Genomic DNA, 25,966 nt, shown 5'->3' with positions numbered 1-25,966 from the left:
ATCAGTGTGCCTCCGTGATGCCCGCGCGCCGGGCCTCCCGTTCGAGCTCCGTCAGCAGCTGCCGTCCGCCCCGTCTGAGGTCGGACTCCGCCAGGTTCCGTTCGAAGCCGTCCGTGTCGACGCCGGCCTCGCTCAGTTCGTCGATGAACCGCTCGGCGTGGAGCGAGACCAGGATATCGACTAACCCCTCCACGACGTCGAGCCGCTCCTCGAGGTCCGGGTGCTCCGTGCGAACCCGGTCCGCCACCTTCCGCACGACGCCGAGGTTCAACAGGAGCTGTAGCTCCGAGGTGTCGATGGGCGCCGCCAGCAGTCGTTCCGTGACGTCGACCGCGGTCTGCCCGTCGACGGCGGCACCGTCCTCCTGAACGTACTGCATCAACCTCGACAGCCGGTCGTAGAACCGGCGGTCCCTGTTCGACAGCGCCGCGTCGTCCTCGAGGAACGACTCGAGCCGCTCCCACCGACCCAGGCCGGCGAGCGACTCGACGTATGCCGTCGCCACGGCCTCGGCATCGTCCTCCGACGCGTCGGGGAAGACGCCGTCGGTCGACTCCGCGACCTCGACCACCCGTCTGGCGTTGTTGCGCCGGCTCCCGATCCGCATGAGGAACCGGGCCGCTCGGACCTCCTGGCCGAACTCCTCCTCGAGCCGTTCGACGTACTCCTCGGCGGTCTCGAGGTCGCCGACCCGGAGCCTGTTCTCGACCGCGTTCCGACACACGGCCGGGTCGGGATGGTCCTCCAGCAGCGCCGCCCAGACGTCGAACGCGTCGTGCCAGCGCTCGTCGGTTTCGGCCGCCCTGGCGGCCATCATCCCGGTCTCTCGGTCGCTCTCGCCCGAGACGTAGGTGTCGGCGTCGTACGCGGTCAACACGTCGGTCGCGATCTCCCGGCGCCCCGCCGCATCCGCCGCCTCGAACAGCTCGGGGCCGACGTCGAACAGCTCCGCCGCGGGGAAGAGGTACGTTCGGTAGAGTTCGAGCGCGTCCTCGCGGCCGGTGTCGGTCCCGCACAGCAGCGCCTCGATGGAGGCGGCGATCAGGCGCCCGTCGATATCCGCCGGATCGGGCTCGCACTCGCGGAGCCACCGCTCGACCGCGAGGACGATCTCCGGGTAGCACTCCGCTCGGCGGCCGAACTCCACGAGCGACTCCAGCCGGTCGACCCCCTGTTCCGGCTCCCAGCGGTTCAGGCTGCCCCGGAGATGTCGTCGAAATCGCTCCTCGAGGCCCAGGTCGTCCGCGACCGCGAGCAGCGGGACCGGCGTCCGCAGCGAGGTGCGGGCGTCCAGCGCCTCGGCCACCAGGTCGGCAGCCGCGTCCGGCCGCCCGCGCTCCCGTAACGCCCTCGCGACGGGGACGACCGGCACCGAACCGACGTCCAGCGTCGAGAGACGAGCGATCTGGTCGTCGGTCAGCGGGACGCTCGCGCCGTGGATGGCCACCGTCCGCAACAGCAACCGGCGCCACTCCGACCGCGCCATGCAGAACTCGAAGCGGTCCGCGTCGAGGCCGCCGGACGCGTCCCCGCGACCGGCCGTCAGACACCAGTCGAGGAGGTCGTCGTGGGGACTCCGCGGAACGTCGACGTCGGGGAGGTCCTCGGCCCCGAGGCGGAACTCGACGATCAGTCTCGCCGCCTCCACGAGGCCCGACGCGTAGCCACCGCCGCGATAGTCGACGCGAAGGAACCGATCGACCGCCTGAACGACCGCCGGCCGGTCCAGCGATTCCGGATCCGACCCGAGCTGCCGGTCCAGCCGGGTCAGCCGATCCAGCGCGGTCGCGTACTCCCGGGACCCCTCGACCGGGGGCGGCTCCAGATCCACACCACCGTCGGCTCGGACCGCCCCCCGACCGGACGCGTCGTCCGATCGCCTGACAGGGACGTGACTTTTGTCACCAGATGACACAGAACGCACACCGAGTCGGACTCACTTATATCCAACGTCATATTATATCTGACATCAGCCGGGAGTTCCGAACCCGCATCGACCCGCCGTCGCCGGACGTGTGCCGACCCCGACCGGCGCGGCCGCGAGTCGGCCGCGAGCGGGACGCACGCAACCCGCCGCCACCCAAACACCCAATTGGGCGGCCCGGGTACGGCGCCCCATGCCCGACCCCATCCCGCTCGATGCGTACCACGACCTCCGCATGCCGAACGACGTGGCGGTCTCGCCGGACGGCGACCGCGTCGCGTTCGTGGCGGACGAGATGCACCCCGACCCGGACGAGCGCCACAGCGCGCTGTACGTCGCGCCCGCGGACGGGTCTCGTGACCCCCACCGCCTCTCGCGCGCGTCGGACGCTCGCGCTCCCGCGTGGTCCCCCGACGGCGAGCGGCTGGCCTTCCTCGCGGCGCGCGAGGATGACCTCGACCGCGGGCGCGGACGCGACGCGGACGAGGAGGCGGACGAAGAGACGGGCGAGGAAGACGCCGAGGGGGGAGCGGACGACGACGAGAACGACGGCCCGAACGGCGACGACGAGCCGAAGCCGCAGGTGTGGGTCTTCGACCTCGCGCTCGGCGGCGACGCCCGGCAGGTGACCGACCGCGAGGAGGGCGTCCGCGAGTTCGACTGGGGGCCCGAGGGCGAGCGGCTCGTCATCTCCGCGCGCGACCCGACCGTCGAGGAGCGCGAGTACCTCGACGCCCGCGAGGAGGGCGGTCCGGTCGAGACGGAGCGCCTCCAACACAAGTTCGACGGCGTGGGCTTCACCGACACCGTCACCACCTACCTGTTCGTCGTCGACGCCGCGACCGGCGAGGAGACCAGACTCGACGACGCCTACGGCGCGGGCTCCTCGGAGCCGATCATGGGCCTCCAGCCGGCGTGGGGCGCGAATGACCGGATCGCGTACGTCTCCGTCGACCGGGAGGACCCGCCGGGCGAGGCGACCGACCCCGACGACACCCTCGCCGCCGACGTGTACACCATCGCGCCCGACGGCACCGACAGGCGGCGGCTCACGGGCGGGACGCTGCGCTGCTCGAGCCCCGAGTGGTCCCCCTCCGGCGACCGGGTGGCGTTCGCCGGCGGCAACCCGACGAACTGGTACCAGCCGACGGAGGTGTACGTCGCGGCGGACGGCCCGGACGCGACCGACGGGAGGGAGGCGGACCCGGGGCCGGCCTCCGTCTCCGGGTCGCTCGACCGCACGGTCGCGCGGTTCGGCGCGCCGCGGTGGCGCGACGCGGACACGCTGGTCTGCCCGGTCGCCGACGAGGGCTGGACCCGTCTCGTCGAACTGCGCGCGGACCGCGACGAGCCCGTCCGCGTCTTCGACTCGCAGGGGCGCGACCGCACCCTCGGCCGGTTCGACATGGCCGGCGGCACGGTCGCCTGCACCCTCTCCAGCCCCCAGGGCGGGTCCGACGTGTACGCGGTCGACGCGGACGCGCTCGCGGGCGCCGACGAGGCGGACCTCCGGCGGCTCTCGCTGCTCAACGAGTCGTTCCTCACCGCCCACGAGCAGCCGACGAGCGAGCGGGTCGCCTTCGAGAACTCGGACGGCGAGTCGGTCGAGGCGGTCGTCTACCGGCCGCCCGGCTTCGACCCCGACGACCCCGACCCGGCCCCGACGGTCGCGGCGATCCACGGCGGCCCGATGTCCTACGACGCGCCGACGTTCCACTTCCCGCACGCCTACTGGTGCTCGCGGGGCTACGTCGTGATCCGCGTCAACTACCGCGGCTCCACCTCCTACGGCAGCGAGTTCGCGGAGGCGCTCAACGGCTCCCGCGGCGAACTCGAGTCCGACGACGTGATTTCCGGCGTCGAGCACCTCGTCGACCGCGGCTACGCCGACCCCGACCGGCTGTTCGTCACCGGCTTCTCCTACGGGGGGATCACGACCGCCCACATCGTCACGCGGACGGACCGGTTCGCCGCGGCCGCGCCCGAACACGGGATCTACGACCTCTACTCCACGTTCGGCACGGACGACAACCACAACTGGCACCAGTGGGAGTTCGGACTCCCGTGGGAGAACGTCGACGCCTACCGCGAGCACTCCTCGATCACGGACGCCGGCGCGATCGACACGCCCCTCCTGATCACCGCTGGCGGGAAGGACTGGCGCTGTCCCCCCTCGCAGGCCGAACAGCTCTACGTGAGCGTCAAGAAGCGGGGCGTCCCCGCGCGCCTCGTCGTCTATCCGGAGGAACACCACAACGTCGGCGACCCCGAGCGCGCGACTCACCGCGTCCGCGAACTGACGGAGTGGTTCGAGCGCCACGACCCCGCGGTCGAGGCGGACGACGAGGCGGGGACAGCCGACTCCTAACGGATCCGACCCGCCCCTCGAAGCTCAGAGGTCGTGATACGCCTCGATCGCCGACCGGAGATCGTCGGGGATCGGCATCGAGGAGCCGTCCTCGTCGACGATGACCTGCACCGTCTCGGCCTCCGCCGCGACGCCCTTCTCCGTCCTGATCTCGTAGGACATCGGGATCGACGACCGGCCGAGCTCCGGCACGTCGAGCGAGACGGTCACCGATCCCTCCTCCAGCGTGACGGGCGCCCGGAAGTCCACCGACAGCGTCGCCAGCACGCTCGGGATCCCGTCGAGACCGCGGTCGGTCACCTCCCTGAAGTAGTCCGTCCGCGCCTGCTCCGTGTAGGTGGCGTACACCGCGTTGTTGACGTGGCCCATCGCGTCGATGTCCCGGAACCGCACGTCGATCTCCGTCGTGAAAGCGGGCATGCTCGCTCACTCGCGGAGACGCCCCATGTAGCCACCGGAGCCGGCCGGGGCCGGCCGGGGCGGCCGGAGGAACCCAAGCCGGGCGCCGGTCAGCGGAACAGCCGCTCGCGGAGGGACCGCGAGGTGGGGCGCTCCGCGAGCAGGACCGACGCGTCGAGGTTCTCGAGCACCGAGAGCGCGAGGGAGCCCTGCACAACGCGCGAGAGCAAGCCCTGTTCGGTCGCCCCGACGACGACGAGGGTCCGGTCGGCCGCGGCCCTTCTGATCGCCGGTTCGACCGCCCCCGTCTCGACGCGGATCTCCGCGTCGTCGAGGTCGTGTTCGGCGGCCCACTCGCCGAGGAACGCCCGGCCCGTCTCGCGGTCGTCGGCGACGTACAGCAGCGTGACGTTCGCGCCGACCGCGTCCCGGAGCGCGCGGGCGACCTCCGCGGACAGGTCGGAGGAGTAGCCGCCCGCGGTCGGGAGCAGCACCTCGCTCGGGTCGAACGACCGCTCGTTGAGCACGAGCACGTCACACGGGAGGCTCTGCGCGAGTTCGTCGAGCGTCCCCTCCGCGCGCCCGCCGGCCAGCCGCGTGCCGCCGTAGCCCATGATGAGGGTGTCGGCCTCGTGGTCCCGCGCGGCGTCGAACACCTCCGCGACGCCCTGGTGGGAGAGGATCGTCCGCGTTTCGACGGGGACGTCGAACCGTTCGGCGTCCTCCCTGGCCTCGGCCAACAGGCGTTCGGACTCGTCCATCACGCCCCGGCGGCGCTCGGCCGCGGCCGCCAGCGACGTCTGGTCGGGGACCTGCACGACGTGCGTCGCGAACACGGTCCCCCCCTTCGCCTTCGCGAGCGCGCCGGCGAGCGTCATCAGCGGCCCCTCAGTGCGCGGGTTCGAGAGCGCGACCATGACCGTCGGCCCCGCGTCCGCGTCCGGCGTCGTGGCGACCGACTCCTCGCCCTGCGTGCCCGCCGAGACGTGACGACCGAGCAGCCCCTGTCCCTCCGTATGGCGGTTCGCGTAGGCGACGTACCACAGCACGGAGCCGACAACGAAGACGGCCGAGAGGGCGAGCTCGCGGAGCCCGACGAACGCGAGCAGCCCGAGCGAGAGCACCACCCCGAGGATCGGCGTCACCGGATAGAGCGGGACGGTGAAGTCAGGGTCGTACTCGGGCGCGTCCGTCTCCCGGAAGACGATCAGAGCGGCGTTCATCAGCGCGTAGACGACGAGGTGGAGCACGCTCGCCGCCTTCGACAGCACCTCGAGGTCCTGTCCGAGCAGCGCGATGAACGCGAGGATCATCGCGCCCGTCACCACGATGGACCGGTACGGCGTCGCGAACTTCGGGTGGATGTCGTTGAGCCAGTCGGTGACGATGCCGTCTCGCCCCATCGCGAAGTTGATCCGCGCGGACGCGAGGATCGAGGCGTTGGCGCTCGAGGCCGTCGCCAGGAGCGCCCCGACGGTGACTATCCCCACCGCGATCGCCCCGTACTCGCCCGCGAATGCGACCTCCGTCGCCTGCGTCAGCGGCGCGCTGGTGCTGAGATCGGTCCACGGCACGACGCCGAGCATGATCGACACGAGCACGGCGTAGATGACGGTCACGATCGCCACGCTTCCGATGACGGCGATCGGGAGGTTTCTGCCCGGGTTCTTCAGCTCCTCGGCGACCGTGGCGATCTTCGCGTACCCGAGGAAGGAAACGAATACGAGAGCCGTCCCCGGTAGAATGGCCCCGTAGCCCATCGGCGCGACGCCGTCAGTGCCGAGCAGGGTCGCGGCGTCGAACGCGAGCCAGCCGCGGACTGCGAACAGCGTCAGGATCCCCAGAAGCAGCGTCACGATGACCGTCTGCACCCCGCCGGTCTCCTTCGCGCCGACGTAGTTCACGAGGACGAACGCGGCGCCCGCGAACAGCGCGCCGACCTGCACGTCAGTGAGGAACAGCACGCTCGGCATCGGCGCCAGCGTGGCGAGGTACTGACCGAACCCGATGCTGTAGAACGCGGAGGCGAACGCGAGCCCCATCCAGTCGCCCATCCCGGCGATCGAGCCGAACAGGGGACCGAGCGCCCGGTTCACGTAGTAGTAGCCGCCGCCGGCCTTCGGCATCGCCGTGCCGAGCTCGGAGACGGAGAGGGCGTTGACCATCGCCACGAGCCCGCCGACCACGAACGAGACCACGACGATGGGGCCCGCCGCCTGCGCGGCGACGCCGGGGAGCACGAAGATGCCGGCGCCGATCATCGTTCCGATCCCGATGGTCATCGCCGAGACCAACCCCAGGTCCTTCGCCAGTTCTTCGTCGGTCATCCGTGGTCCTCCGCGCCGAGGCCCGGGAGCGAGATCACCGGAACCGCTGGGTCCGTGACGAGCTTCACCGCGGTATCGCCGGCGACGAACTGAACGAGCCGGCTCCCGCCCCGCGGACGTACGACGACCGCGGTCGCACCGACGGACGCCGCCTCGTCGAAGATCGTCTCGACGACGTCCGTTCCGAACGCCGTCCGCGTGTCCACGGCAACCTCGCTCGCGAGGGCCGCCTCGACGACCGCGAGGCAGGCGGCCGCGTCCTCGCGCCGCTTCTCCAGCGGCGCCTTGTCCATGGTCCCGCCGCCCTTCTCGATCACGTGGAGAGCGGTGACCCGCTGGATGCGGTCCACGTGCGGGCGAAGCGCGTCACACGTCGCTCGTGCGTCCGACTCGCTCGCGACCGGGAGCAGCACGTGGTCGAGAAGCGCCACGTCACCGCACCCCCCGGACGATTCGTAGCCGCCCCGTCTCCACGGTCGGTCTCGGACTGTGGTCACGATCGTCGGGAACGGAACGAGCGGCTGTCCACCCCACGCTGCGTTCGATCGCTTCGACGAGAGTCATTGTCGGACCGTCGGAGACGTCGAATATAATCGTTCCGATAGAATTACTCGATGAGCAGAAATGACCGGGTTATATTTTTGATTCAGTAACACGTGTGCACTTCCCTGGCTGAATCGGCGTCATACTGAACCGCGGGATAAAGTGGATCCCCGTGGTACGCGCCGTATGGACTACCGGCTCGACGACATTGATCGGCGCATCATCTACGAGCTGATGCGCGACGCCCGAACCACGTCCGCGCCGACGATCGCAGAGCAGGTGAACGTCTCGGCCGGTACGGTCCGGAACCGGATCGACCAGCTCGAGGAACACGGCATCATCCGCGGCTACACCGCCGGGATCGACTTCGAACGCGCGGAGGGGCAGTTGACGAACCTCTACGTGTGCAACGCGCCGGTCTCCGAGCGAAAGGCGCTGGCGCGGGAAGCGCTCGCGGTTCCCGGCGTCATCAACGTCCGCGAACTGATGACCGGGCGACGAAACCTCCACGTCCTGGCGGTGGGAGAGAACACCGAGTCACTCCGGCGCATCACGCGCGCGCTCTCGAAACTGGGGATCGAGATCGAGGACGAGACGCTGATCGAGAGCGAGACCGACGGGGCCTACGCGCCGTTCGGCCCCGACGACGAACCGCCCACCACCGACGCCACCGACTTCATCAGTCTCGCGGGCGACGCGAACGTCGTCGATGTGACGGTCTCGGAGGACGCACCCATCGTCGGACTCACGCTCGAGGCGGCCGTTCAGGAGGGGCTCCTCGACGACGATGCCCTGATCATCGCCATCGAGCGCGGCGATCGCGTCCTCACGCCGCACGGGACGACCACTGTCCGAGCGGACGACATCGTCACCGTCCTCTCGCGAAGCGGGGACACGGCGTCCGTCCTCGAAGCGTTCGTCACCGAGGAACGGACCGCCGCAGAAGAGTGACGAGAATCGGCCCATCGATCTTGCCCGTAGAGCCCACCCAGCCACGCCCCTCCAGAAAAACGGTCACAGAAACCTTGTGTATCTCGATATACGATTTATAGACTGCCGATCGTCGGCTTTTCGCGACGCGGCCGGCACCGAACCAACATCTTCAATTTCCCGCCGCGTGCACGTCCGCGTATGAGCCTCGAAGCGGAGGTCGACTGTCCCAACTGCGAGGAGACGCGCTCGTTCTACCGGTCGGCGGCGATGAACCTCCACCTCGGCGAGAAGACGAAGTGGCGCTGTCCGGAGTGCGGCTACGGGTTCGTGCGGATCAACGGCATCAGCACGCTCCCCGCATAGCGGCGGTCCCCTTCTTCGACGCCTCGACCCCGGGAGTGACGACGCCGGAACGGGCGTCCGCGCGGACCGAACGCGGGCGGCCGTGTCTCCGGCCTGTCGAGACGGGGGAGTGAGGGAGGAGTAACTCTCACACGCGCACGCGTGGGGGCTACGGGTCGACGGACAAGTCACCGCACGGTCGCCACGGCATCACCGATCGGTCGGAGGACGAGCGTCCACCTCCCGGCGACCGCGGCACGCGTCTCGGTACGGGGCGCTACGTAGGCGGGCAGGGTGCGCTGTCCCGTGCGCCGCGGCTCAACCGTTCCTCTCGCGCCGTCGATCGGACCCGATTTCGGAGGATCTCCGACGAACTCGCCGAGAATCGTCCGGATCCGCCGACCGCCGCCGATCAGATAAACGACATAGTGCGATACAGAATCGGTGGCTGACGCTCGCTCCGCCGACAGAAGGTCCGGTCGGAGAAGCTCCGCAGGAGGTGTGAGACCTCTACGACTCGCGGACGACGTCGGCCTCGAGGACGCCGACGCCGTCGACTTCGGCGCGGACGGTGTCCCCGTCCTCGATGACGCCTGCGCCCGGCGTGCCGGTGTTGATCAGGTCGCCGGGCTCCAGCGTCATCACCTCGGAGTGAAACGAGACGAGTTCCGGCGGCGAGAACAGCATCCGGTCGAGCGTGTTCTCGGCGATCACCTCGTCGTTGATCACCGTGCGGACGGTCGTCTCGGCCAGTCGGTCGACGCTCGCGGGCGCGGACACCCACGGGCCGACGACGAGGAAGGAGTCGAAGCTCTTCGCGCGCGTGAGGAACCGGGGGTTGCGCTGGAGGATGTCCTCGGCGGTCATGTCGATGACCGGGACGAACCCCGCGACCACGTCCGCGAAGTCGGCCTCGTCGACGCCCTTGCAGGTGCGGCCGATGACCACGCCGAGTTCCGCCTCGGCGGTGACGCGGTCGGAGACGTCCCGCGGCGGGAGTCGGATCGGACCACCGGGGGCGGTGACCGTCGTCGCGGGTTTCAGAAAGCTCGCCGGCTCCTCGGGCCGGACCTCGTCCAGATCCGCCGCGTGGTCGGCGTAGTTGAGCCCGATCCCCCAGAGCTTTCCGGGGTCGAACGGCGCCGCGAACCGGACGTGCTCAGTCGGGCGGGGCCTCGCGGGGAGCGCCGACATCGGAGGTAGGTCACCGGTCGCGGCGGCCGCGAGGGCGTCGGTCGTCGTCGCGTCCGCGGAGTAGTCGGCCGCGGAGAGCGGAGCGAACCCCTCGGCGTTTCCGAGGAGGGGCCGCCCCTCGACCGTCCGGGCGATCCGGTGTGTCTCGCCGGACATCACTCCTCCCGGTCGGTCCAGAACTCGAAGCCGCGGCCGGGCGCGAACACGTCCAGCCCGACCGCGCGCTCGTCGCCCGCGTTCTCGACGCGGTGGGACTCCCACGCGTCGAGGTGGACGGAGTCGTAGGCGGCGAGCGTGACGGTCTCCGTCTCGGTGTGAACCGTCAGCTCCCCCTCCAGACAGACGCAGACCTGCTCGTTCTCGTGGTCGTGCATCGGCGAGGAGTGGCCCGGCGGCTTCTCGAACCACTCGAAGGAGAAGCGGTCGCTGCCTGCGAGCGCGGCCCGCTGCCAGCCCTCGTCCGGTTCGTACGTCTCGGCGTCGTCGAACGACACATGATCCATGCAGGGTGGTGGCGTGTGGCGACAAAAGCGGTTGCGGTCGCCCGGGTTCCTCGCCGCGGTCGATCGGATAAACCGGCGGTCACGATAGCGAACGTCCGATGGACCGATCAAAAACGTCGGAAAGAGCCACGCGGCTCGGCGGGGACGGACGGAATCGGAGGAGGGTACGAAGAACGATCGTCGGTACGGGTGCCGGCTTACGTCTGGGTCTCGGGGTTCGCGAAGCCGACGCCGCCCGCGAGGATCGCCGTTCCGGCGAGGACGGTCGCTCCGAGCACGACGAAGCCGTCGTCCGGGCTCAACCCGGCGATCGACGCGGCGACGTCCACGACGAACACCGTGATGAACAGGCTCAAGATCGCGAACGCGAGCATGACGAATCCTGCGACGAGCGCACTGGCTAACGAACCGAACGCATCGAGAATTCCCATGGGACTTCGTTCCAGACCACACGGAAAGGCGTGGCTATCCCTCACCGATTTCGACCGGAACCGCCGCTCAGAGGTTTGCGTTGCCGGCGCCGCCGTCGATGACGACGGACTGCCCGGTGATGAAGCCGGACTTCGGCGAGGAGAGGAACGCGACCGTGTTCCCGAGTTCGATGGGGTCGCCGATGCGGTCGAGGGGGTTGTTCGCCCACTCCTGGAGCCCCTCCTCGTAGGAGTCGTACTCCCCGCGCTCGACGGCGGCGTTCACGAGGTCCTCGATGCGGCTCGTCTCGTGGGGACCGGGGAGGACGGCGTTGGCGCGTACGTCGGGCGCGAGCTCCTGCGAGAGCGTCTTCTCCAGCCCGATGACGCTCATGCGCACGGAGTTCGAGAGGACGAGCCCGTCGATGGCCTCCTTCACGGAGCGGGAGGTGATGTTGACGATGGTGCCGCCGTCGCCCTCCTGCAGGGGATCGGCGGCCGCGCGGGTGAGGCGGACGACGCTCATCACGAGCAGTTCGTACGCGTTCTCCCAGTCCTCGTCGTCCGTTTCGAGGAACGGGCCCGAGGGCGGGCCGCCCGCGGACGTGACGAGGTGGTCGAGTCGGCCGAACTCCTCGAGCGTCTCGTCGACGAGTCGCTGGATGTCGTCCGGGTCGGTGAGGTCGCCCTGTACGGGGTGGACGGTCGCGTCGCCGGCGGCCTCCGCGCGGAGGTCCGCGGCGGCGTCCGCGAGTCGGTCCTCGTCGCGACCGTTGATGACGACGTTGACGCCCTCGCGGACGAGCGCCTGCGCGGAGGCGAAGCCGAGTCCGCTGCTCGATGCGGTCGTGAGCGCGACGTTCCCGTCGATCTGTAGGTCCATACGGCGTCATTCGCCGCGTGTGGCATAACCGTTGTCGCTGGGGCCGGCCGCCGCCGCGTTCCGAACGCTTTTGTGTGGCGCTGGCGCCCGCGGTCGATCTCTCGGCGAAAGGCTTTGGCCGGCCGGGCGAAATCCCCGACCATGGTGAGCCACGATGGTCGGTGAGGCCCGCGATCCGGAGACGGACGAGGGGCCGCTCTCGGGCGTGACGGTGCTCGACGCCTCGCGCGTGCTGGTGGGGCCGTTCTGTACGATGCAGCTGGGCGATCTCGGCGCGGACGTGATCAAGGTCGAGCGACCGGGGACGGGCGACCAGACGCGGGACTGGTACCCCCCGACGTTCGACGCGGCCGACGGGCGGGCGGGAGCCGACGCGGACGATCCCGGCGAGAGCGCCTACTACGTCAGCGTCAACCGGAACAAGCGCTCGGTCGAGTTGAACCTCGCGAGCGAGGCGGGCCGCGAGGTGTTCCGCGACCTCGCGAGCGAGGCGGACGTGCTCGTGGAGAACTTCCGCGTCGGCAAGATGGCCGACTGGGGCCTCGACTACCCCGACCTCGCGGCGGAGAACCCCGGCCTCGTCTACTGCGGCATCTCGGGGTACGGCGAGTGGGGGCCCGACCGCGACAAGCCCGCCTACGACATCATGATGCAGGCGCGGGGCGGCCTGATGTCGATCACGGGCGTCGAGGGGGGCGCGCCCGTCCGCGTGGGCGTCGCGCTCGCGGACGTCGGCGCGGGGATGTACGCCACGCAGGCGATCCTCGCGGCGCTTTTAGAGCGCGAGTTGGGCGACGGGACGGGCCAGAAGGTCGACGTGAGCCTGCTCGACGGGCAGGCGGCGTGGATGAGCTACATGGCGACCAACTACTTCGCCTCGGGCGACCCGCCGGGCCGGATGGGGAGCAAGCACCCGACCATCGCGCCGTACCAGGCGTTCGAGACCGCGGACGGCTACGTCGTCGTCGCGTGTACGTCGAACGCCTTCTGGGAGCGGCTCTGCGAGGCGCTGGACCGCCCGGACCTGCTGGCCGACGAGCGCTTCGCGACAAACGCGGACCGCGTGCGGAACCGCGAGGCGCTGGACGCGGCGCTCGACGCGGCGTTCGCGGAGTGGACGACCGCCGAGGCGGTGGAGACGTTGGAGGCGCACGACGTGCCCGCGAGCCACGTCCGCGACATGGCGGAGCTGTTCGCGGACCCACAGATCGAGGCGCGGGGGATGCGCGTGGAGATGGACCACCCGACCGCGGGCAGCGTGACGATGCCGGGATCGCCGATGAAGTTCTCGCGGACGCCCGCGACCTACCGCCAGCATCCCCCGCTGCTGGGCGAGCACACCGAGACGGTCCTCCGGGAGTTCGGCTACCGGGACGCCGACCTCGCGGACCTCCGCGAGCGCGGGGCCATCCCCGAGGAGTAGCGGGACCTCCGCCCACCTCCCGGGAAGGCGGCGGCGACCCGCCACAAGGGCTATATCTGTTGCCGCCCAGAGGACAGGTATGAGCAAGCACTTCGAAGACGCGCGGTACTACCTCGGACGAGCGGTCGAGCACGCCAAGGAGGGCGTGAAAGAGGAGCTGGAGCCGGTCGAGCAGCGCGTCCGCGACATCGTGGGCGACGAGGAGGAGCCGGAGCCCTCCCGCGTGGACGCCATCATGGCCGACCTGAAGGAGCTCGAGCAGCGCGCGGAGGGCGAGGCCCGCGAGGCGGTCGCGAGCGCGCGCGAGAAGCTCGACAACTACCGCGGTCGCGGCGAGTCCGCGGACGCGGACGGCGAGTAATCCGCGACCGCCCCGCCGCGGCGACCCGCCCGCGTCTCACTCCCGAGTCCCGGCCGCCGCGTCGGGGCCGTAGCGCTCGTCCACCCCGCGGACGTCGAACGGGACCTCGTTCTCGCGGAGGAGGGTTCTGAACCGGCGGATGCCCTCCGCCGCGTCGACCGACTCCGCCCGATAGTGGCGGATCGGGTGGCGGATCCACGACGGCTCCCAGTGCGCGTACACGTCGGTCGTGTCGCGGTCGGGGCCGACGTACAGCGCGAGGTGAAGCTGGTGGTCGCTCCACAGCGCGCCCTCGGGGTACCACGCCCAACTCGCCTCGGTCACCTCCGGGTCCGTGGCGTACGCGCGGTACTTCAGCGAGGAGAGCAGGTTGCGGACGAAGCCGAGGCGGTGGAGCAGCGCCTCGACCTCCTCGTGCGGCATCGCGAGCGTGCAGGCGTACTGATCCCGCGGCGTCGCCCGCTCAGCGTAGAGGCCGACGAGCGACAGCGGCGCGTGGAGCAGGCCCGCGACCGCCTGCCGCGCCCGCTCCGCGAACTCCAGTTCGTGGGTCATGCGTGACCGATGGACGGCCGCGCCCTTCAGTCCCCCGCGAGAAGTAACCCTTAAGTCTCGGCCTCGGGGTCGTCGGCGGACTCCGACGTCACGATCTGTCCCACGACAAAGTAACCCTTAAGTCTCGGCCTCGGGTACGAAGTGATGCACGCGGGTTGGTGGTCTAGCCCGGTTATGACGGCTCCTTCACACGGAGCAGGCCGGCGGTTCGAATCCGCCCCAACCCATAACTTAAACACCCTTTCTCTAAGAAACGCTCCCCTCCGGAGTACAGAGGTTCTTCCGCATTTCCGGTCCCTAGGAGACTGTTGGACGCCTCACGCACTTTATCCCACTGTCTGTGGTGCTTCGTCAGTAAGGACCTCTGCTGGCCTGACAGATTTTAGAGTATTGAGACTAGAAGTCGCCACCTCAATGCGCCAATCCTTCATTCCGGGTCAAGAGAGAGAAGATCCACGGAGATATTGTCAGTTTGACTCGGAATCATCAATAGATGCTGTCCTGAGGTTCTCCAGAACGTTTTCACCGTATTTCTCATTACTCAGTTCTCTGGGGCTTACATCTCTCATTCTTGCTTCAAGAATCGTAATGAATGGCCGGAGAAGATTGTGAACAGTACCTTTCTTACTCATGTTGACTCCGGCAACGGACTTGTCCATCACACTATATAAATAATGCTCGTACAATCGCCCATCAACATCATACATAATCCGAAGAATAAGAACATTCCTGAGAAGGAAATCGTTGTTCACTATCCCTTCGTTCCATGCAAGAATCATTTCGAGTCGATTCACACCTACTCCCGATTTGGGAATATCGTATAGAAGCGACTCCATGGTCGTTAACCTCGCTGCGACGATTATCAGTAATCCAACTGAAAGTGCAGCCATTACGTACCCTGGTGTTCCTGAGAATACTCCTGCAATTGCGATAGAAAATGCAAACACGGCCTCCCCATTCGATATTAATCTGCCCGAAACCTCGTGCGTCTTCTCAATATAGTCTCGTAACTGCTTCTCATCTCTTTCTTTTTCAAGTTGCACGACCTCACTGTTGAGATATTGTTCTCCTCGATCCACAAAATCCGCACGTACCTTTTCACCAAACCAGATTCCCGGATAGTATTCAAAAGCGGTCGTACTCCACTCTGAGACTGGAAAAATACGACCGACAAGTTTGACGGATTTCGTAATCCACCCAAGCGGAAAGAGTATAGCGATAAACAGAATAGTGAAGGTTTTGACCGCTGCTTCCTGCGTTGAATTGAATATCAATCGGAGACCTAGGAATAGAATTACCAAGACTAAAATCGCTATACCGGTAGTTAGAATCGCCCACCAAGGAAGGATCATTATTCGCCTGAGTTGAGAGGCGTATCTCGTAATAGGTTTAATGGTATTGGGTTTGATATTTGAAACGGACTCATAGATCCGTAAGCGGGTAAACTATGACTCGGACTTCTCTTCTGCCAGAACATTGCCGGAGATTGGTCTAGGCTCACTTCACAGTAGCACACTGGTTATGGTAGTTCTGAGTGGTGAGTTATGCACCCAGCATGTACTGATGAGATACCCTTCAAACTCCCCGCCTCACAAGCCTATAAGCCGTCACCGACGACCACCTACCCATGCGCGTCGTACTCACGGATCGGCGATTCACGGATCAGGAACCCTACCGCGAGGCGGTCGAGGCGGCGGGGGGCGAACTCGTCGCGGTCGAGGCGGAGACGGAGGCGGAGGTGGTCGCGGCCTGTCGGGACGCGGACGTGGTGGTGACGTTCAAGGCGCCGATCTCGCGGGCGGCGATCGAGGCGATGGGCGACTGCCGGCTGATCATGCGCAACGGCGCGGGGTTCGACAACGTGGACGTGGCGGCCGCGAGCGAGCACGGGATCCCCGTCTCGAACGTGCCGGGGTACGGGAACGACGACGTGGCGAGCCACGCGATCGCGCTGATGCACGCGGCCGCGCACGAGATCGTCCACGCCGACCGCGACGTGCGCGAGTCCGAGGGGTGGGGGGAGCGCCGGCCGATCAACCCGATGTACGGCCGGACGTTCGGGATCGTCGGCTTCGGGCGGATCGGCCGCGCCGCGGTGCCGATGGCCCGCGGACTGGACATGGACGTGATCGCGTACGACCCCTACGTCGACGACGACGTGTTCGAGGCGTTCGGCGTCGAGCGCGTCACCTTCGCGGACCTGCTCGACCGCGCGGCGTGCGTCTCGATCCACGCGCCGCTCACCGCGGAGACGCGAGGGCTGTTCTCGACGCCGGAGTTCGAGCGCATGGCCGCGGACGCCGTGCTCGTCAACACCGCCCGCGGGCCCATCGTCGACGAGGCGGCGCTGGTCGAGGCGGTCGAGGAGGGGGCGATCTACGCCGCCGGGCTGGACGTCTTCGAGACGGAACCGCCGACGGACACGCCCGCGCTCGCGTGCGACCGGATCGTCTGCTCGCCGCACCACGGCGGAATGTCGCCGCGCGCGAACGAGCGCTGCGTCGCCATCGGCCGCGAGGAGATCGTCCGCGCGCTGACCGGCGAGCACCTCCGGAACGTGGTCAATCCCGAGGTGTTCCAGCGGGGCGAGGGGCTCGTCAACCCCGAACGCGACGCGTGGAGCGAGTGAGGGGCGCGTGGGACCGCGTCGAGCGCCGCGCGGTCGCTCCCGGTCTCCGCGCCGCGAGGGTAGGTTCTTGTCCCCGGGCCTCGAGCTCGACCCATGAACGAGGCGGCGGTGTTCTCGGGCGTGCTCACGGAGCTCGAGGAGCGGAACTACGACCCGCTCGTCCACGTGCCGGAGGCGCACGCGGAGACGTACGCGGACGTGCTCGACCGCGCCGAGCAGCACCGGATCACCATCCGCGGCCGGTATCCCGACGTGCTCGGGTTCACGGAGACCGACCGCGTGTTCGCGGTCGAGGTGAAAGGCGACGAGGGGCTCCTCCGCGGGATGGGGCAGGCGCTCACCTACCAGCGCGGCGCGCACGTCTCCTACCTCGCGGCGGAGGCGACCGCGGTCGAGGGCCACGCCGACCTGCTGCACGCGAAGGGCGTCGGCACCATCGGCGTCGACGACGGGGGCGTCGCGGCGTGGCGTGACCCGCCGGCCGCGGAGTCGACCGCGGAGGTGGCCGACGTTCGCGGCCAGCTGTCGCTGCGCGCCGGCGGCGCGGAGTTCGGCGGCGACGTGACGACGCTCAGCCTCGCCCAACCGCTCAACTACCTCGCGCCGGTCGTCGCCGTCGACCGACACGGCCCCCTCCACCGCGACGAACTCGGCGACGTGCTCGCCGAGGAGTACGGCTTCGGCGCCGGCGACGCGGCGGTCGCGGGCGCGCGGGCGCTCGGCCTGCTGACGACGGCGACGCCGCACGACCACACCGACCAGGGCGACCTCGCGGCGACCGTCCTGCGCGGGTACGGGGTCGAGGACCTCGACGACCTGCGACTCCGGAAGGACGAGACGCGGGGCAGCACCGTCGCCGCGGTCCACGAGCCGCTCGCGGTGCTGCTGCGGAACTGCTTCACGCGCCACCCGGAGTTCGGACTGCTGCTCGAGGCGCTCCGGAAGGAGGGGCCGCGCGCCCACTTCCTCGACCTGCTGGAGCGGCTGGTCCGCGAGTACCCGAACGTCTTCCTCGGCACCGTCTGTACCGCCCGCGGCCGCGAACGCGCCCGAACCCTCATCGAGCGGGGCGAGACGGCGCGGCTGTACGAGGACCGGGACGTGTGGGCGGACGTGGTGCGCACAAACGTCCTCTTCAACTTCGTCCAGCAGCTGAAACACGTCGGCGTGCTCGCGCCCGAGACGCGGAGCCACGGGAGAGCGATGGCCGATTACGACCCGGACGAGAAGCCCTGGGTCCTCGCCGAGCGCTGACCCGGGACTCGGAGGTTCCGCTCCGCGGGCGAGCGCGCGGACAGACCTTTATCGGACCGCCCCTCACACCCTGCAACGATGCCGAGCACTCCCCGCCCGTCGACGGCGGTCGCACTCCTGTTCGTCGTGCTCGCAGTCGGTGCGGTCGGCCCCGCGATGCTTCCGGGAGCCGCGGGCGGCGGCGCGGACGACCCGAGCGACGCGGCGACGGAGCCCCCCTTCCACGTCGTCCACGGCGAGGCCGGGACGGGCGACCGGACGGCGGTGTGGCCCTACACGAGCCGTGCGCGGGCGTTCGAAACGCGCACGCTCCCGCTGAACCTGATCGTCAAGGGCGACGTGGACGCGACACGTCGGCACCTGGAGCGGTCGAGCCGCGGGGACTGGAACGAGACGCGGGGCGACTTCGAGGACGAGGGGGTCGGCGAGGGGTACGTCCGACCGAACGGCACCGCGACCGCCTGGGGCCAGGCCACGGGCTCGACGCGGCTGACCTACGTCGTCGGCCCGGGTGAACGGCTCGACGAGGGACAGTGGCTCCTCGAGAGCTACCAGCTGCACGACGGCGACTACCTCGGGGCGCGCCACCACATCCGGGCGTACACCGCCCCGGACCCCGACGAGGAGTGGACCGCGATGCAGGCCCACCGCGAGCACTGGGACTGGTTCCGGCTCAGACACACGGTCGGCAGCGTCGAGGAGTCGCAGTCCTCCGTCGAGCGCGAGTTCATGGGCCGGTGGTTCGTCTCGGACGTCTACCGGACCTACCTCGCCAACGAGGGCGGGTCGGACGCCGACGGCTGGGCGACCGTGGTCGAACTCGGCCGGGAGCCTCCGGCCAGCGGCTCCGCGCCCGCGGCGATCGGCGCCGACGCAGCCGACCGCGCGGACGGGTCCCCGATCGGCGGGGCGACCGCGACGGCGGTCCTGATCGTCGGCCTCGCACTCGGCGGCCGGCGGCTGGACCTCGTCGAGCGAGCGGACGCCGCCGTCGGCAGGGACGTGCGGCGCGCGCTGACCCTCGCGGCCGCGATCGTGGCCACGTTCCTGTTCGTGCGGTTCGGGTCGGTCGGGCTCGAGCGGACGACGCCGCTCCCCCCGAAGCTCATCGCCGCGGCGTTCTACCCGGTCGTCTTCGCCGGCATCCCCGCCGTCACCTACCTGCTGTCGCGCCAACTCGACCGGCCGCTCGCCTTCTCGGCTGCGTCGGTCGGCTTCCTCACCGCGGTGCTCCTGGACTACACGTATCTCGGCGTCACGGTGCTTCCCCTCGACGCGCTGATCCACCGCGCCGGGCTATCGGTCGCGCTCGGCTTCCTCGCCGTCGGCGCCTCGTGGCCGGAGCGCGTCGACCCCGACCCGTCGCGGCACCTCCGGCTCGGGGTCCTTCTCTGGCTGGCAACGCTGGTGCTACCGCTGCTGCGGTTCGTCTGAATCGGGTCGGTTCCGGCCGACCATCGGGGGTCAGCCGCTCCGGTACGGGCGCTCCCACGTCGGCGTGGCGAGCGCGTACGCGCCGACCCCGACGAGCAGGACGAGGTAGTGGAGCCACTGCGGGAGTCCGAGCCGACCGAACAGCGACGCGCTCGCGACGATCCACGCCAGCAGCAGCGCCGCGTCGACGATCAGCCGGTCGCGGTTGTGTCGGAGGAACCCCAGAAGTCGCTTCCGGCGCGAGGCGACGAAGGGCCGGTCGTCGACCGGCGCCGATCCCTCCCCGTCGACCTCCGGAACGGCGGGGGCGGCCTCCGAACGCGTGTCGTCGCCGCTCATGGGCGGGCTTCGGACGCCGTCTCAAAAAGGTCACCGCGGCGGTCCGACGCGTCGGCGAGGGTCGCGACCGCCGACCGGTGGTTCGGTCCCGGGCGGCGGCCCGAGACCTGACCGATGTCGGTCCGCGCTACAGGAAGTCCTCGATGTGGTCCGCGACCTCTTCGGGAGTGTCGCCGACCGGGACGCCCGCGTCGTTCAGCGCGTTGATCTTCGACTCGGCGGTGCCGGTGCCGGAGCCGGAGACGATGGCGCCGGCGTGACCCATGCGCTTGCCCGGCGGCGCGGTGCGGCCCGCGATGAAGCCCGCGACGGGCGTGTCCATGTGCTCGCCGATGAAGCGGGCGGCCTGCTCCTCGTCCTCGCCGCCGATCTCGCCGCACATGACGACCGCGTCGGTCTCGGCGTCGGCCTCGAACGCCTCGAGCGCGTCGACGAAGGAGGTGCCGATGATCGGGTCGCCGCCGATACCGACCGCGGTCGTCTGGCCGATGCCGCGGCTGGTGAGGCTGTCGACGACCTGGTAGGTGAGCGTCCCCGAGCGGGAGACGAGCCCGACGTTCCCGTCCGCGAAGATGTTGCCCGGCAGGATGCCGAGCTTCGCCTCGCCAGGCGTGATGATGCCGGGGCAGTTCGGCCCGAGCAGGCGCGTGTCGGTCTCGCCGAGGCGCTTGTTCACCTTGGCCATGTCCTGCGTCGGGATGCCCTCCGTGATGGCGACCGCGAGGTCGAGATCCGTATCGAGCGACTCGAAGATGGCGTCCGCGGCGAACGCCGGCGGCACGAAGATGACGGACGCGTCGGCGTTCTCCGCCTCGACCGCCTCGTCGACGGTGTCGTAGACGGGGACGCCGGCGACCTCCTGACCGCCCTTGCCGGGCACCGCGCCCGCGACGACGTTCGTCCCGTACTCGATCATCTGCCCGGCGTGGAACTTGCCCTCACCGCCGGTGATTCCCTGTACCACGACGCGCGTGTCGTCGTCGACGAAAATGCTCATTGGGTCACCTCCTGTGCGTTCTCGACCGCACGCTGGACGGCGTCCTCCAGCGTCTTCTCGACCTGCACGAGGTCCGTGTTCAGGATCTCCATCCCCTCCTCGGCGTTGGTGCCGGCGAGGCGGACGACGACCTTCTTCGGGATCTCGTCGAACTGTTCGAGCGCCTCGTTGATCCCCTTGGCGACCTCGTCGCCGCGGGTGATCCCGCCGAAGATGTTGAAGACGACCGCGTCGACGTTCTCGTCGGAGAACACCATGTCGAGCGCGTTCGCGACGCGCTCGGCCTTGGCGCCGCCGCCGATGTCGAGGAAGTTCGCCGGCGACCCGCCGTAGTAGTCCACCAGGTCGAGCGTCGTCATCACGAGGCCCGCGCCGTTACCGATGATGCCGACGTTGCCCGACAGGCGGACGTAGTCGAAGCCGTACTCGCCGGCCTTGCGCTCGAGGTCGTCCTCGTAGGACTCCTCGGCCATCTCGGCGAGTTCGGGCTGGCGGAACAGCGCGTCCTCGTCGATGTTCATCACGGCGTCCGCGGCGACCACGTCGCGGTCGCTCGTGATCATGACGGGGTTGACCTCGATCTCCGAGGCGTCGCTGTCCTCGTAGAGGTCGTACAGCGTCGAGAGGATCGACGCCACGTCCAGCGCCACGTCCGCGTCGACGCCCGCCTCGTAGACCACCTTCCGGGCCTGGTAGGGGTGCAGGCCGAACGCGGGGTCGACGTGCTCGCGCGCGATGGCGTCGGGGTTCTCCTCGGCGACCTCCTCGATGTCGACGCCGCCCTCAGTCGAGACCATCAGCACGGGCTTGCCCTCGCCGCGGTCCATCGTCACGCCGACGTACAGCTCGTCGACGAAGTCGACGCCCGCCTCGACGAGCACCTTGTCGACGGTGTAGCCCTTGAGGTCCATGCCGAGGATCTCCTCGGCGTACTGCTCCGCCTCGTCGCGGTCGCCGGCGATCTTGATGCCGCCGGCCTTCCCGCGTCCGCCGACATGCACCTGTGCCTTCACGGCCGCCGGGTACCCGATCTCGTCGACCGCGTCGAGCACCTCGTCGACGCTCCCGGCGAGCCGGGACTCCGGGACCGGGATCCCGGCGTCGGCGAAGATATCCTTCGCCTGATATTCGTGGAGCTTCATTAGCGTGTAAAGGGGCGTCCGACGGGCGCTTAAAACCAGTTATTCGCCGCGAGGGGGATCCACACACTCCCCGGCGGATGGCGCCGCGGTCGCGGCCCGATGAGGGAAGAAGTCGGCTCCTGACCGGCAGCGACCCCACCTCACGCCGCCGAAGGTGATTTATGTCATCGGCATGAGGTGGTCCGTGATGCCACCTGACGATCCTCCGGGGTCCGCGGGCTCGGACGACGAGCCGGACCCGAACGACGAGCGTACCGAACCGACACGGGACGAACCGGCCGACGCGGACGCGGAGTCGGCGGACACGGACGCCGAACCGTCGGACGCCGAGCCGGCGGACACCGAGGACCAACAGGGGCCGGACGCCGAAGCCGGTGGGTCGGACCCCGAGGAGTTCGGTGAGGCCCCGACGGATGACGTCACGACCGGCAGCGCGGCAACGGATGACGCCACGACCGGCGGCGCGACAACGGATGACGTCACGACCGGTGGCGCTGCGATCGACAGCGAGGCGGCCGCGTCCTCGGCTGACGACACGTCGCTGGCCGCGATCACGCACGTTCTCGCGCTGTTCACGTGGGTGATCGGTCCCGTCATCGTCCTCGTGGTGAGCGAGGACGAGTTCGTTCGCGAGAACGCTCGTAACGCGATCAACTGGCAGATCTTCATGACGATCTACTCGATCATCGGGCTGGTCCTCACGCTGCTCGTCGTCGGGGTGTTCGTCATGCTGCTGGTCGGGCTCCTCGACCTGATCTTCTGTGTCGTCGCCGCGGTGAAGGCGAACGACGGGGAGGCGTGGTCGTACCCGCTCACCCTCGATCTGGTCTGAGGCGGCCGCGGTCCCCGGTGGGGGTCGCCCGCCGCGGACCTCGTCGGCTACCAGACGAACCGGAACAGCACGAGGAAGGTGACGTAGGCGCCGACCGTCGAGATGACCGGCACGGCGTTCTGCATCATGATGACGCGGCCGGTGGTCGCGGGGTCGAACAGGTCCGCGGCCGCGGGGATGTCCGCGGGCTCCTCGTCGCCGATGTCCGGGGCGGCGTCCCCCGGATCCTCGGCCGTCAGCGCGCCGACGGAGACCTTCGTCTCGCCCTCGCCGCGAATGCTCTGTGAGACCGTGACGGTCCGCGTCGCGCGGCCCCAGCCGAGGCCGACGATGGACATCGTCGCGATGATGACGAAGGAGGCGGGGATGCCGATCGCCGACAGCCCGGTGACGATGGCCGAGGAAACGACCGCGACGATGATCGACGCGGTCAGCGGTAGGTTGGTGATGTCGTTGCCGAGCGTGTCGAGCGTCCGGCGCGCGATGGTGAACGCACCGACCGCGACCGCGACGCTGCCGAGCACGATCAGCGGTTCCAGGTCCATCCCCGCCCCGACCAGCGGCGCGATGGCGTTCGCGATGTTCGAGGTGCCCGAGGAGAAGGCCATCAGACAGCCGATCAGGATGACGACCACGGAGCCGACCGCCTCACGGCGTGTGGTGTTCTCGCCCGGGACCAGTCGCGGGACGACCCCGCTCCGATCGACGGTGAACAGCGGCCCCTCGCTGGACTCGATGGCGACGCGGCGGTTGATCTGCGGGTAGAGGTACCGGCCGATCATCCCCGAGACCCAGAAGCCGATGATCGGCGCGACGATCCACCAGACGGCGATCTCGCCCATCACGGCCCAGTCGAGCGAGCCGGTCGCGACGCCGAGCCCCGCGATGGCCCCGACCGCGGTCATCGAGGTCGAGGCCGGGACGCCCGCGTAGTTCCCGATGAACAGCGCCGCGCCGATGAAGAACAGCACGACGATGCTCGTCTCCAGCGTGAAGATCCCGCCGCGGGTCACGAGGTCGTTCCCGAGCGTGTCGACGACGCGGCGGCCGATCGTCCACGCGCCGATCGCGAAGAACACCGACATCAGCGCCGCGGCCCCCGTCTTCGAGAGCACGTCCGAGCCGACCGCCGGACCGAACGCCGGCCCCGTCGTCGCGCCCCCGATGTTGTACCCGACGAACAGGGCGACGACCAGGCCGAAGGAGATCAGCAGAAGTTCGATCATACCGGAACCAGGGGGCGACGAGAATTAAACGCCCGGTCTCGCGTGCGAGTCGAACCCAGGCGCTCCGGTCCGCGGGAAGCGGACGCTATTACCGTGGGGAGTACGAACTGGCGGTATGAACGATTCCTGTAGCCGCGACCCGCCCGCGGTGGTGGTCGGCCGATGAACCCGAACCGCGTCGACTTCATCGTCGACCTGCTGTACGGGCTGATGATCTTCGTCGCGGTCGTCCTGATCGCGTACGTCGAGACGCTGATCGGCGTCGCGTTCGGGCTCGGGGTGCTCGCGTCCTACGCCATCCACGTGGGCTGGAAGATGGCGCGGTTCGACCCCGACTGGATGACCGAAGAGGTGACCGAGAACGTCGAGGAGACGCTCAACCGCGAGGTCGAGGCGGTCATCGAACGGCTCGAGGAGGTCAACGAGCGGGTCGACCGGCGCCCGCGCACCGAGGAGGTCGAGGAGAAGGTCGGCGAGGTCTCGGACGAGGTCGAGGAGACGGTCGAGAAGAAGGTCGACGAGGTCTCCGAGAACGTCGAAGAGGCAGTCGAGGAGAAGGTCGGCGAGGTCACCGAAGAGGTCGAGGAGACGGTCGAGGAGAAGGTCGGCGAGGTCACCGAGGAGGTCGAAGAGACGGTCGAAGAGAAGGTGGACGAGACGGTCGAAGAGAAAGTCGACGAAACCGTCGAGGAGAAGGTGGACGAAACCGTCGAGGAGACGGTGGAGGAGACGGTCGAGGAGAAGGTGGACGAAACCGTCGAGGAGAAAGTCGACGGAGCCGGCGAGGGATCGGGCGACACCCCGAACGAGTCAGACGACGACGAGGGAGAGGACGGCGAGGACGACGACAAAGCGTCAGACTGACCGTTCGCGTCGGGACGTGCTTCGCTCGCGGTCGCCCACACGTTCATCTTCGCGGCGTGGTCACTCCCCGACCGACTCGTCTCCGAGACGGCCCGGAAACGCGAGCGCGACCGCGCCGAGGACCGCGAAGAACCCGATCAGGAACAGCCCCGGCTGGACCAGCACGCGCTGGGCGACGACCGTTCGCGGCTCCGGTTCCGTCGTGTAGGTCCACAGCGCGTATTCGGTCCCCCCGTCGGCGACGACGGTGAGCCCCGAGGTGGCGTTCGGCGACCGCGGGTACGCGAGCGTGTCGACGCGCTCGTCGGGGTTCCCCGTCGCCCAGACGTTCTCGTCGGCCGCGCGTGCGCGGTCGAACGCCTCGCGGACGGCGGGGTCGAGGTCCTCGTAGGCGACCGCCTCGGGAGCGTCCTCGCCGAACGCACCGTCCGCGGGCGCGACGTTGTGCACGTACCGCTCCGCGGCCGCCTCGTCGGAGACCGGGAGGTACAGCGGGTTCACCATCAGGGCGACGCCGAGGAGGACCAGCACGACGGCGAGGACGCGGCGCATACCCCCTGTTCGTCGGTCCGCCCCTCACCTCTTTCGGTGACCAGAGGCGACTCGTCGCGGTGTCGACGCGGGGCGTGAAAGAGCGCGATACTTAGTGGAGTACGGTGGTTGTCCTGTTTTTCTGTCAGACAGTGGTTTTTCTGTTTCTGTTGTAGGTCCTGCTGCGCTCGACAACAACGCCCAGAAAGCCCCAGTCGGCTCGACCGGCCGCGCCTCGCTGCGCTCCTCGCTCTCCGCACAGCCCGCTGCGGTGCTTACGTCGTCGGGGCCGGACCGAGCCGTCTGCCCCTTTCAGTCCCACCCACCGCCCCGCGACCGCACCGTAGGCCTCACACCTCCCCAGCCTCGGCGGTGGCGCGGCCGCGAAACCGCACCGCAATGCGGCCGCGCCACCGCCTCCCTCGCGCGGTCGCGGCGACACGCGGAGCGGTCGCCGCGGCGCGCGCCGACAGCACAGCACCGCAACCGCACCGCTTCGCGAGTTTCAGAAAAGTGATGTTTCTGGATCGGTCTGTAACACGCAGTATCGCGA

Annotated in this window: 25 protein-coding genes and 1 tRNA gene; 11 read left to right on the top strand and 15 right to left on the bottom strand. The window is 69.0% G+C overall.

Annotation, left to right across the window (positions count from 1 at the left end):
* Position 1: 1 nt before the first annotated feature.
* Positions 2-1,831 (bottom strand): hypothetical protein, encoded by a 1,830-nt coding sequence (locus ACQE3L_RS06445; RefSeq protein WP_426962945.1) that lies wholly within the window; start codon positions 1,829-1,831, stop codon positions 2-4.
* A 286-nt stretch (positions 1,832-2,117) separates the two neighbouring features.
* Between ACQE3L_RS06445 and ACQE3L_RS06440 the strand changes: the two genes are divergently transcribed.
* Positions 2,118-4,292, top strand: a complete 2,175-nt coding sequence (locus ACQE3L_RS06440) for a S9 family peptidase (RefSeq protein WP_426962944.1) — start codon at positions 2,118-2,120, stop codon at positions 4,290-4,292.
* 24 nt (positions 4,293-4,316) lie between these two features.
* Here the strand turns inward: ACQE3L_RS06440 and ACQE3L_RS06435 are convergent, their stop codons facing one another.
* The 3 genes from ACQE3L_RS06435 to ACQE3L_RS06425 all read right to left on the bottom strand — a co-directional run bounded on the left by ACQE3L_RS06435 (position 4,317) and on the right by ACQE3L_RS06425 (position 7,449).
* Entirely contained in the window at positions 4,317-4,712 is a 396-nt protein-coding gene (locus tag ACQE3L_RS06435; protein WP_426962943.1) for an acyl-CoA thioesterase, read from the bottom strand.
* Positions 4,713-4,801: 89 nt separating this feature from the next.
* Positions 4,802-7,018: an amino acid permease gene (locus tag ACQE3L_RS06430; RefSeq protein WP_426962942.1), complete on the bottom strand. Its 2,217-nt coding sequence runs from the start codon at positions 7,016-7,018 to the stop codon at positions 4,802-4,804.
* Positions 7,015-7,449: a universal stress protein gene (locus tag ACQE3L_RS06425; RefSeq protein WP_426962941.1), complete on the bottom strand. Its 435-nt coding sequence runs from the start codon at positions 7,447-7,449 to the stop codon at positions 7,015-7,017. Before ACQE3L_RS06425 ends, ACQE3L_RS06430 begins: the two co-directional genes overlap by 4 nt.
* 298 nt (positions 7,450-7,747) lie before the next feature.
* Between ACQE3L_RS06425 and ACQE3L_RS06420 the strand changes: the two genes are divergently transcribed.
* Entirely contained in the window at positions 7,748-8,512 is a 765-nt protein-coding gene (locus ACQE3L_RS06420; RefSeq protein WP_426962940.1) for an Lrp/AsnC family transcriptional regulator, read from the top strand.
* A gap of 180 nt (positions 8,513-8,692) precedes the next feature.
* Positions 8,693-8,857, top strand: a complete 165-nt coding sequence (locus ACQE3L_RS06415) for a DUF7838 family putative zinc beta-ribbon protein (RefSeq protein WP_176696591.1) — start codon at positions 8,693-8,695, stop codon at positions 8,855-8,857.
* Between the two features lie 489 nt (positions 8,858-9,346).
* Here ACQE3L_RS06415 and ACQE3L_RS06410 read toward each other — a convergent pair whose 3' ends face one another.
* The 4 genes from ACQE3L_RS06410 to ACQE3L_RS06395 all read right to left on the bottom strand — a co-directional run bounded on the left by ACQE3L_RS06410 (position 9,347) and on the right by ACQE3L_RS06395 (position 11,826).
* Positions 9,347-10,186 (bottom strand): fumarylacetoacetate hydrolase family protein, encoded by an 840-nt coding sequence (locus tag ACQE3L_RS06410; protein WP_426962939.1) that lies wholly within the window; start codon positions 10,184-10,186, stop codon positions 9,347-9,349.
* Complete coding sequence (locus ACQE3L_RS06405) at positions 10,186-10,533, bottom strand: cupin domain-containing protein (RefSeq protein WP_426962938.1); 348 nt, start codon at positions 10,531-10,533, stop codon at positions 10,186-10,188. The genes ACQE3L_RS06410 and ACQE3L_RS06405 overlap by 1 nt, the downstream gene beginning before the upstream one ends.
* 197 nt (positions 10,534-10,730) lie before the next feature.
* Entirely contained in the window at positions 10,731-10,964 is a 234-nt protein-coding gene (locus ACQE3L_RS06400; RefSeq protein ID WP_426962937.1) for a hypothetical protein, read from the bottom strand.
* A gap of 67 nt (positions 10,965-11,031) precedes the next feature.
* Positions 11,032-11,826 carry an SDR family oxidoreductase gene (locus tag ACQE3L_RS06395; protein WP_426962935.1) on the bottom strand — a complete coding sequence of 265 codons (795 nt, stop codon included), beginning with the start codon at positions 11,824-11,826 and terminating at the stop codon, positions 11,032-11,034.
* Between the two features lie 154 nt (positions 11,827-11,980).
* Between ACQE3L_RS06395 and ACQE3L_RS06390 the strand changes: the two genes are divergently transcribed.
* Positions 11,981-13,249, top strand: a complete 1,269-nt coding sequence (locus ACQE3L_RS06390; protein ID WP_426962934.1) for a CaiB/BaiF CoA transferase family protein — start codon at positions 11,981-11,983, stop codon at positions 13,247-13,249.
* A 79-nt stretch (positions 13,250-13,328) separates the two neighbouring features.
* A complete protein-coding gene (locus tag ACQE3L_RS06385; protein ID WP_426962933.1) occupies positions 13,329-13,610 on the top strand; it encodes a DUF7553 family protein in 282 nt (93 codons plus the stop codon).
* A gap of 36 nt (positions 13,611-13,646) precedes the next feature.
* Here the strand turns inward: ACQE3L_RS06385 and ACQE3L_RS06380 are convergent, their stop codons facing one another.
* Positions 13,647-14,165 (bottom strand): hypothetical protein, encoded by a 519-nt coding sequence (locus ACQE3L_RS06380; protein ID WP_426962932.1) that lies wholly within the window; start codon positions 14,163-14,165, stop codon positions 13,647-13,649.
* 152 nt (positions 14,166-14,317) lie between these two features.
* On the opposite strand from ACQE3L_RS06380, the gene ACQE3L_RS06375 reads away from it, so the two are divergent.
* A tRNA-Val gene (locus ACQE3L_RS06375) sits at positions 14,318-14,392 on the top strand.
* A gap of 240 nt (positions 14,393-14,632) precedes the next feature.
* On the opposite strand, the gene ACQE3L_RS06370 is transcribed toward ACQE3L_RS06375, so the two are convergent.
* Positions 14,633-15,517, bottom strand: a complete 885-nt coding sequence (locus ACQE3L_RS06370; protein WP_426962931.1) for a hypothetical protein — start codon at positions 15,515-15,517, stop codon at positions 14,633-14,635.
* Positions 15,518-15,792: 275 nt separating this feature from the next.
* Between ACQE3L_RS06370 and ACQE3L_RS06365 the strand changes: the two genes are divergently transcribed.
* The 3 genes from ACQE3L_RS06365 (at position 15,793) to ACQE3L_RS06355 (ending at position 19,482) form a co-directional block, all read left to right on the top strand.
* Complete coding sequence (locus ACQE3L_RS06365; RefSeq protein ID WP_426962930.1) at positions 15,793-16,794, top strand: C-terminal binding protein; 1,002 nt, start codon at positions 15,793-15,795, stop codon at positions 16,792-16,794.
* Between the two features lie 93 nt (positions 16,795-16,887).
* Positions 16,888-18,048 carry a hypothetical protein gene (locus tag ACQE3L_RS06360; RefSeq protein WP_426962929.1) on the top strand — a complete coding sequence of 387 codons (1,161 nt, stop codon included), beginning with the start codon at positions 16,888-16,890 and terminating at the stop codon, positions 18,046-18,048.
* A 78-nt stretch (positions 18,049-18,126) separates the two neighbouring features.
* Entirely contained in the window at positions 18,127-19,482 is a 1,356-nt protein-coding gene (locus ACQE3L_RS06355) for a hypothetical protein (RefSeq protein ID WP_426962928.1), read from the top strand.
* A gap of 30 nt (positions 19,483-19,512) precedes the next feature.
* Here ACQE3L_RS06355 and ACQE3L_RS06350 read toward each other — a convergent pair whose 3' ends face one another.
* The 3 genes from ACQE3L_RS06350 to sucC form a co-directional block, all read right to left on the bottom strand.
* A complete protein-coding gene (locus tag ACQE3L_RS06350; RefSeq protein ID WP_426962927.1) occupies positions 19,513-19,821 on the bottom strand; it encodes a DUF8119 family protein in 309 nt (102 codons plus the stop codon).
* Between the two features lie 127 nt (positions 19,822-19,948).
* Positions 19,949-20,818 carry a succinate--CoA ligase subunit alpha gene (gene sucD / locus ACQE3L_RS06345; protein WP_426962926.1) on the bottom strand — a complete coding sequence of 290 codons (870 nt, stop codon included), beginning with the start codon at positions 20,816-20,818 and terminating at the stop codon, positions 19,949-19,951.
* A complete protein-coding gene (gene sucC, locus ACQE3L_RS06340) occupies positions 20,815-21,960 on the bottom strand; it encodes an ADP-forming succinate--CoA ligase subunit beta (RefSeq protein WP_426962924.1) in 1,146 nt (381 codons plus the stop codon). Before sucC ends, sucD begins: the two co-directional genes overlap by 4 nt.
* A 187-nt stretch (positions 21,961-22,147) precedes the next feature.
* Here sucC and ACQE3L_RS06335 point away from each other — a divergent pair, with 187 nt between their 5' ends.
* Entirely contained in the window at positions 22,148-22,792 is a 645-nt protein-coding gene (locus tag ACQE3L_RS06335; protein WP_426962923.1) for a DUF4870 domain-containing protein, read from the top strand.
* Positions 22,793-22,839: 47 nt separating this feature from the next.
* On the opposite strand, the gene ACQE3L_RS06330 is transcribed toward ACQE3L_RS06335, so the two are convergent.
* Positions 22,840-24,018: an inorganic phosphate transporter gene (locus tag ACQE3L_RS06330; RefSeq protein ID WP_426962922.1), complete on the bottom strand. Its 1,179-nt coding sequence runs from the start codon at positions 24,016-24,018 to the stop codon at positions 22,840-22,842.
* A gap of 162 nt (positions 24,019-24,180) precedes the next feature.
* Between ACQE3L_RS06330 and ACQE3L_RS06325 the strand changes: the two genes are divergently transcribed.
* Positions 24,181-24,882: a hypothetical protein gene (locus tag ACQE3L_RS06325; RefSeq protein WP_426962921.1), complete on the top strand. Its 702-nt coding sequence runs from the start codon at positions 24,181-24,183 to the stop codon at positions 24,880-24,882.
* 60 nt (positions 24,883-24,942) lie between these two features.
* Here the strand turns inward: ACQE3L_RS06325 and ACQE3L_RS06320 are convergent, their stop codons facing one another.
* The gene (locus ACQE3L_RS06320) at positions 24,943-25,434 is read right to left on the bottom strand and encodes a DUF7979 domain-containing protein (RefSeq protein ID WP_426962920.1); all 492 of its coding nucleotides are present in this window, start codon (positions 25,432-25,434) and stop codon (positions 24,943-24,945) included.
* Positions 25,435-25,966 lie beyond the last annotated feature (532 nt).

The sequence above is a fragment of the Haloparvum alkalitolerans genome (assembly GCF_050122995.1).
GTDB lineage: Archaea > Halobacteriota > Halobacteria > Halobacteriales > Haloferacaceae > Haloparvum > Haloparvum alkalitolerans.
This window is presented reverse-complemented; position numbering and strand designations above follow the sequence as displayed.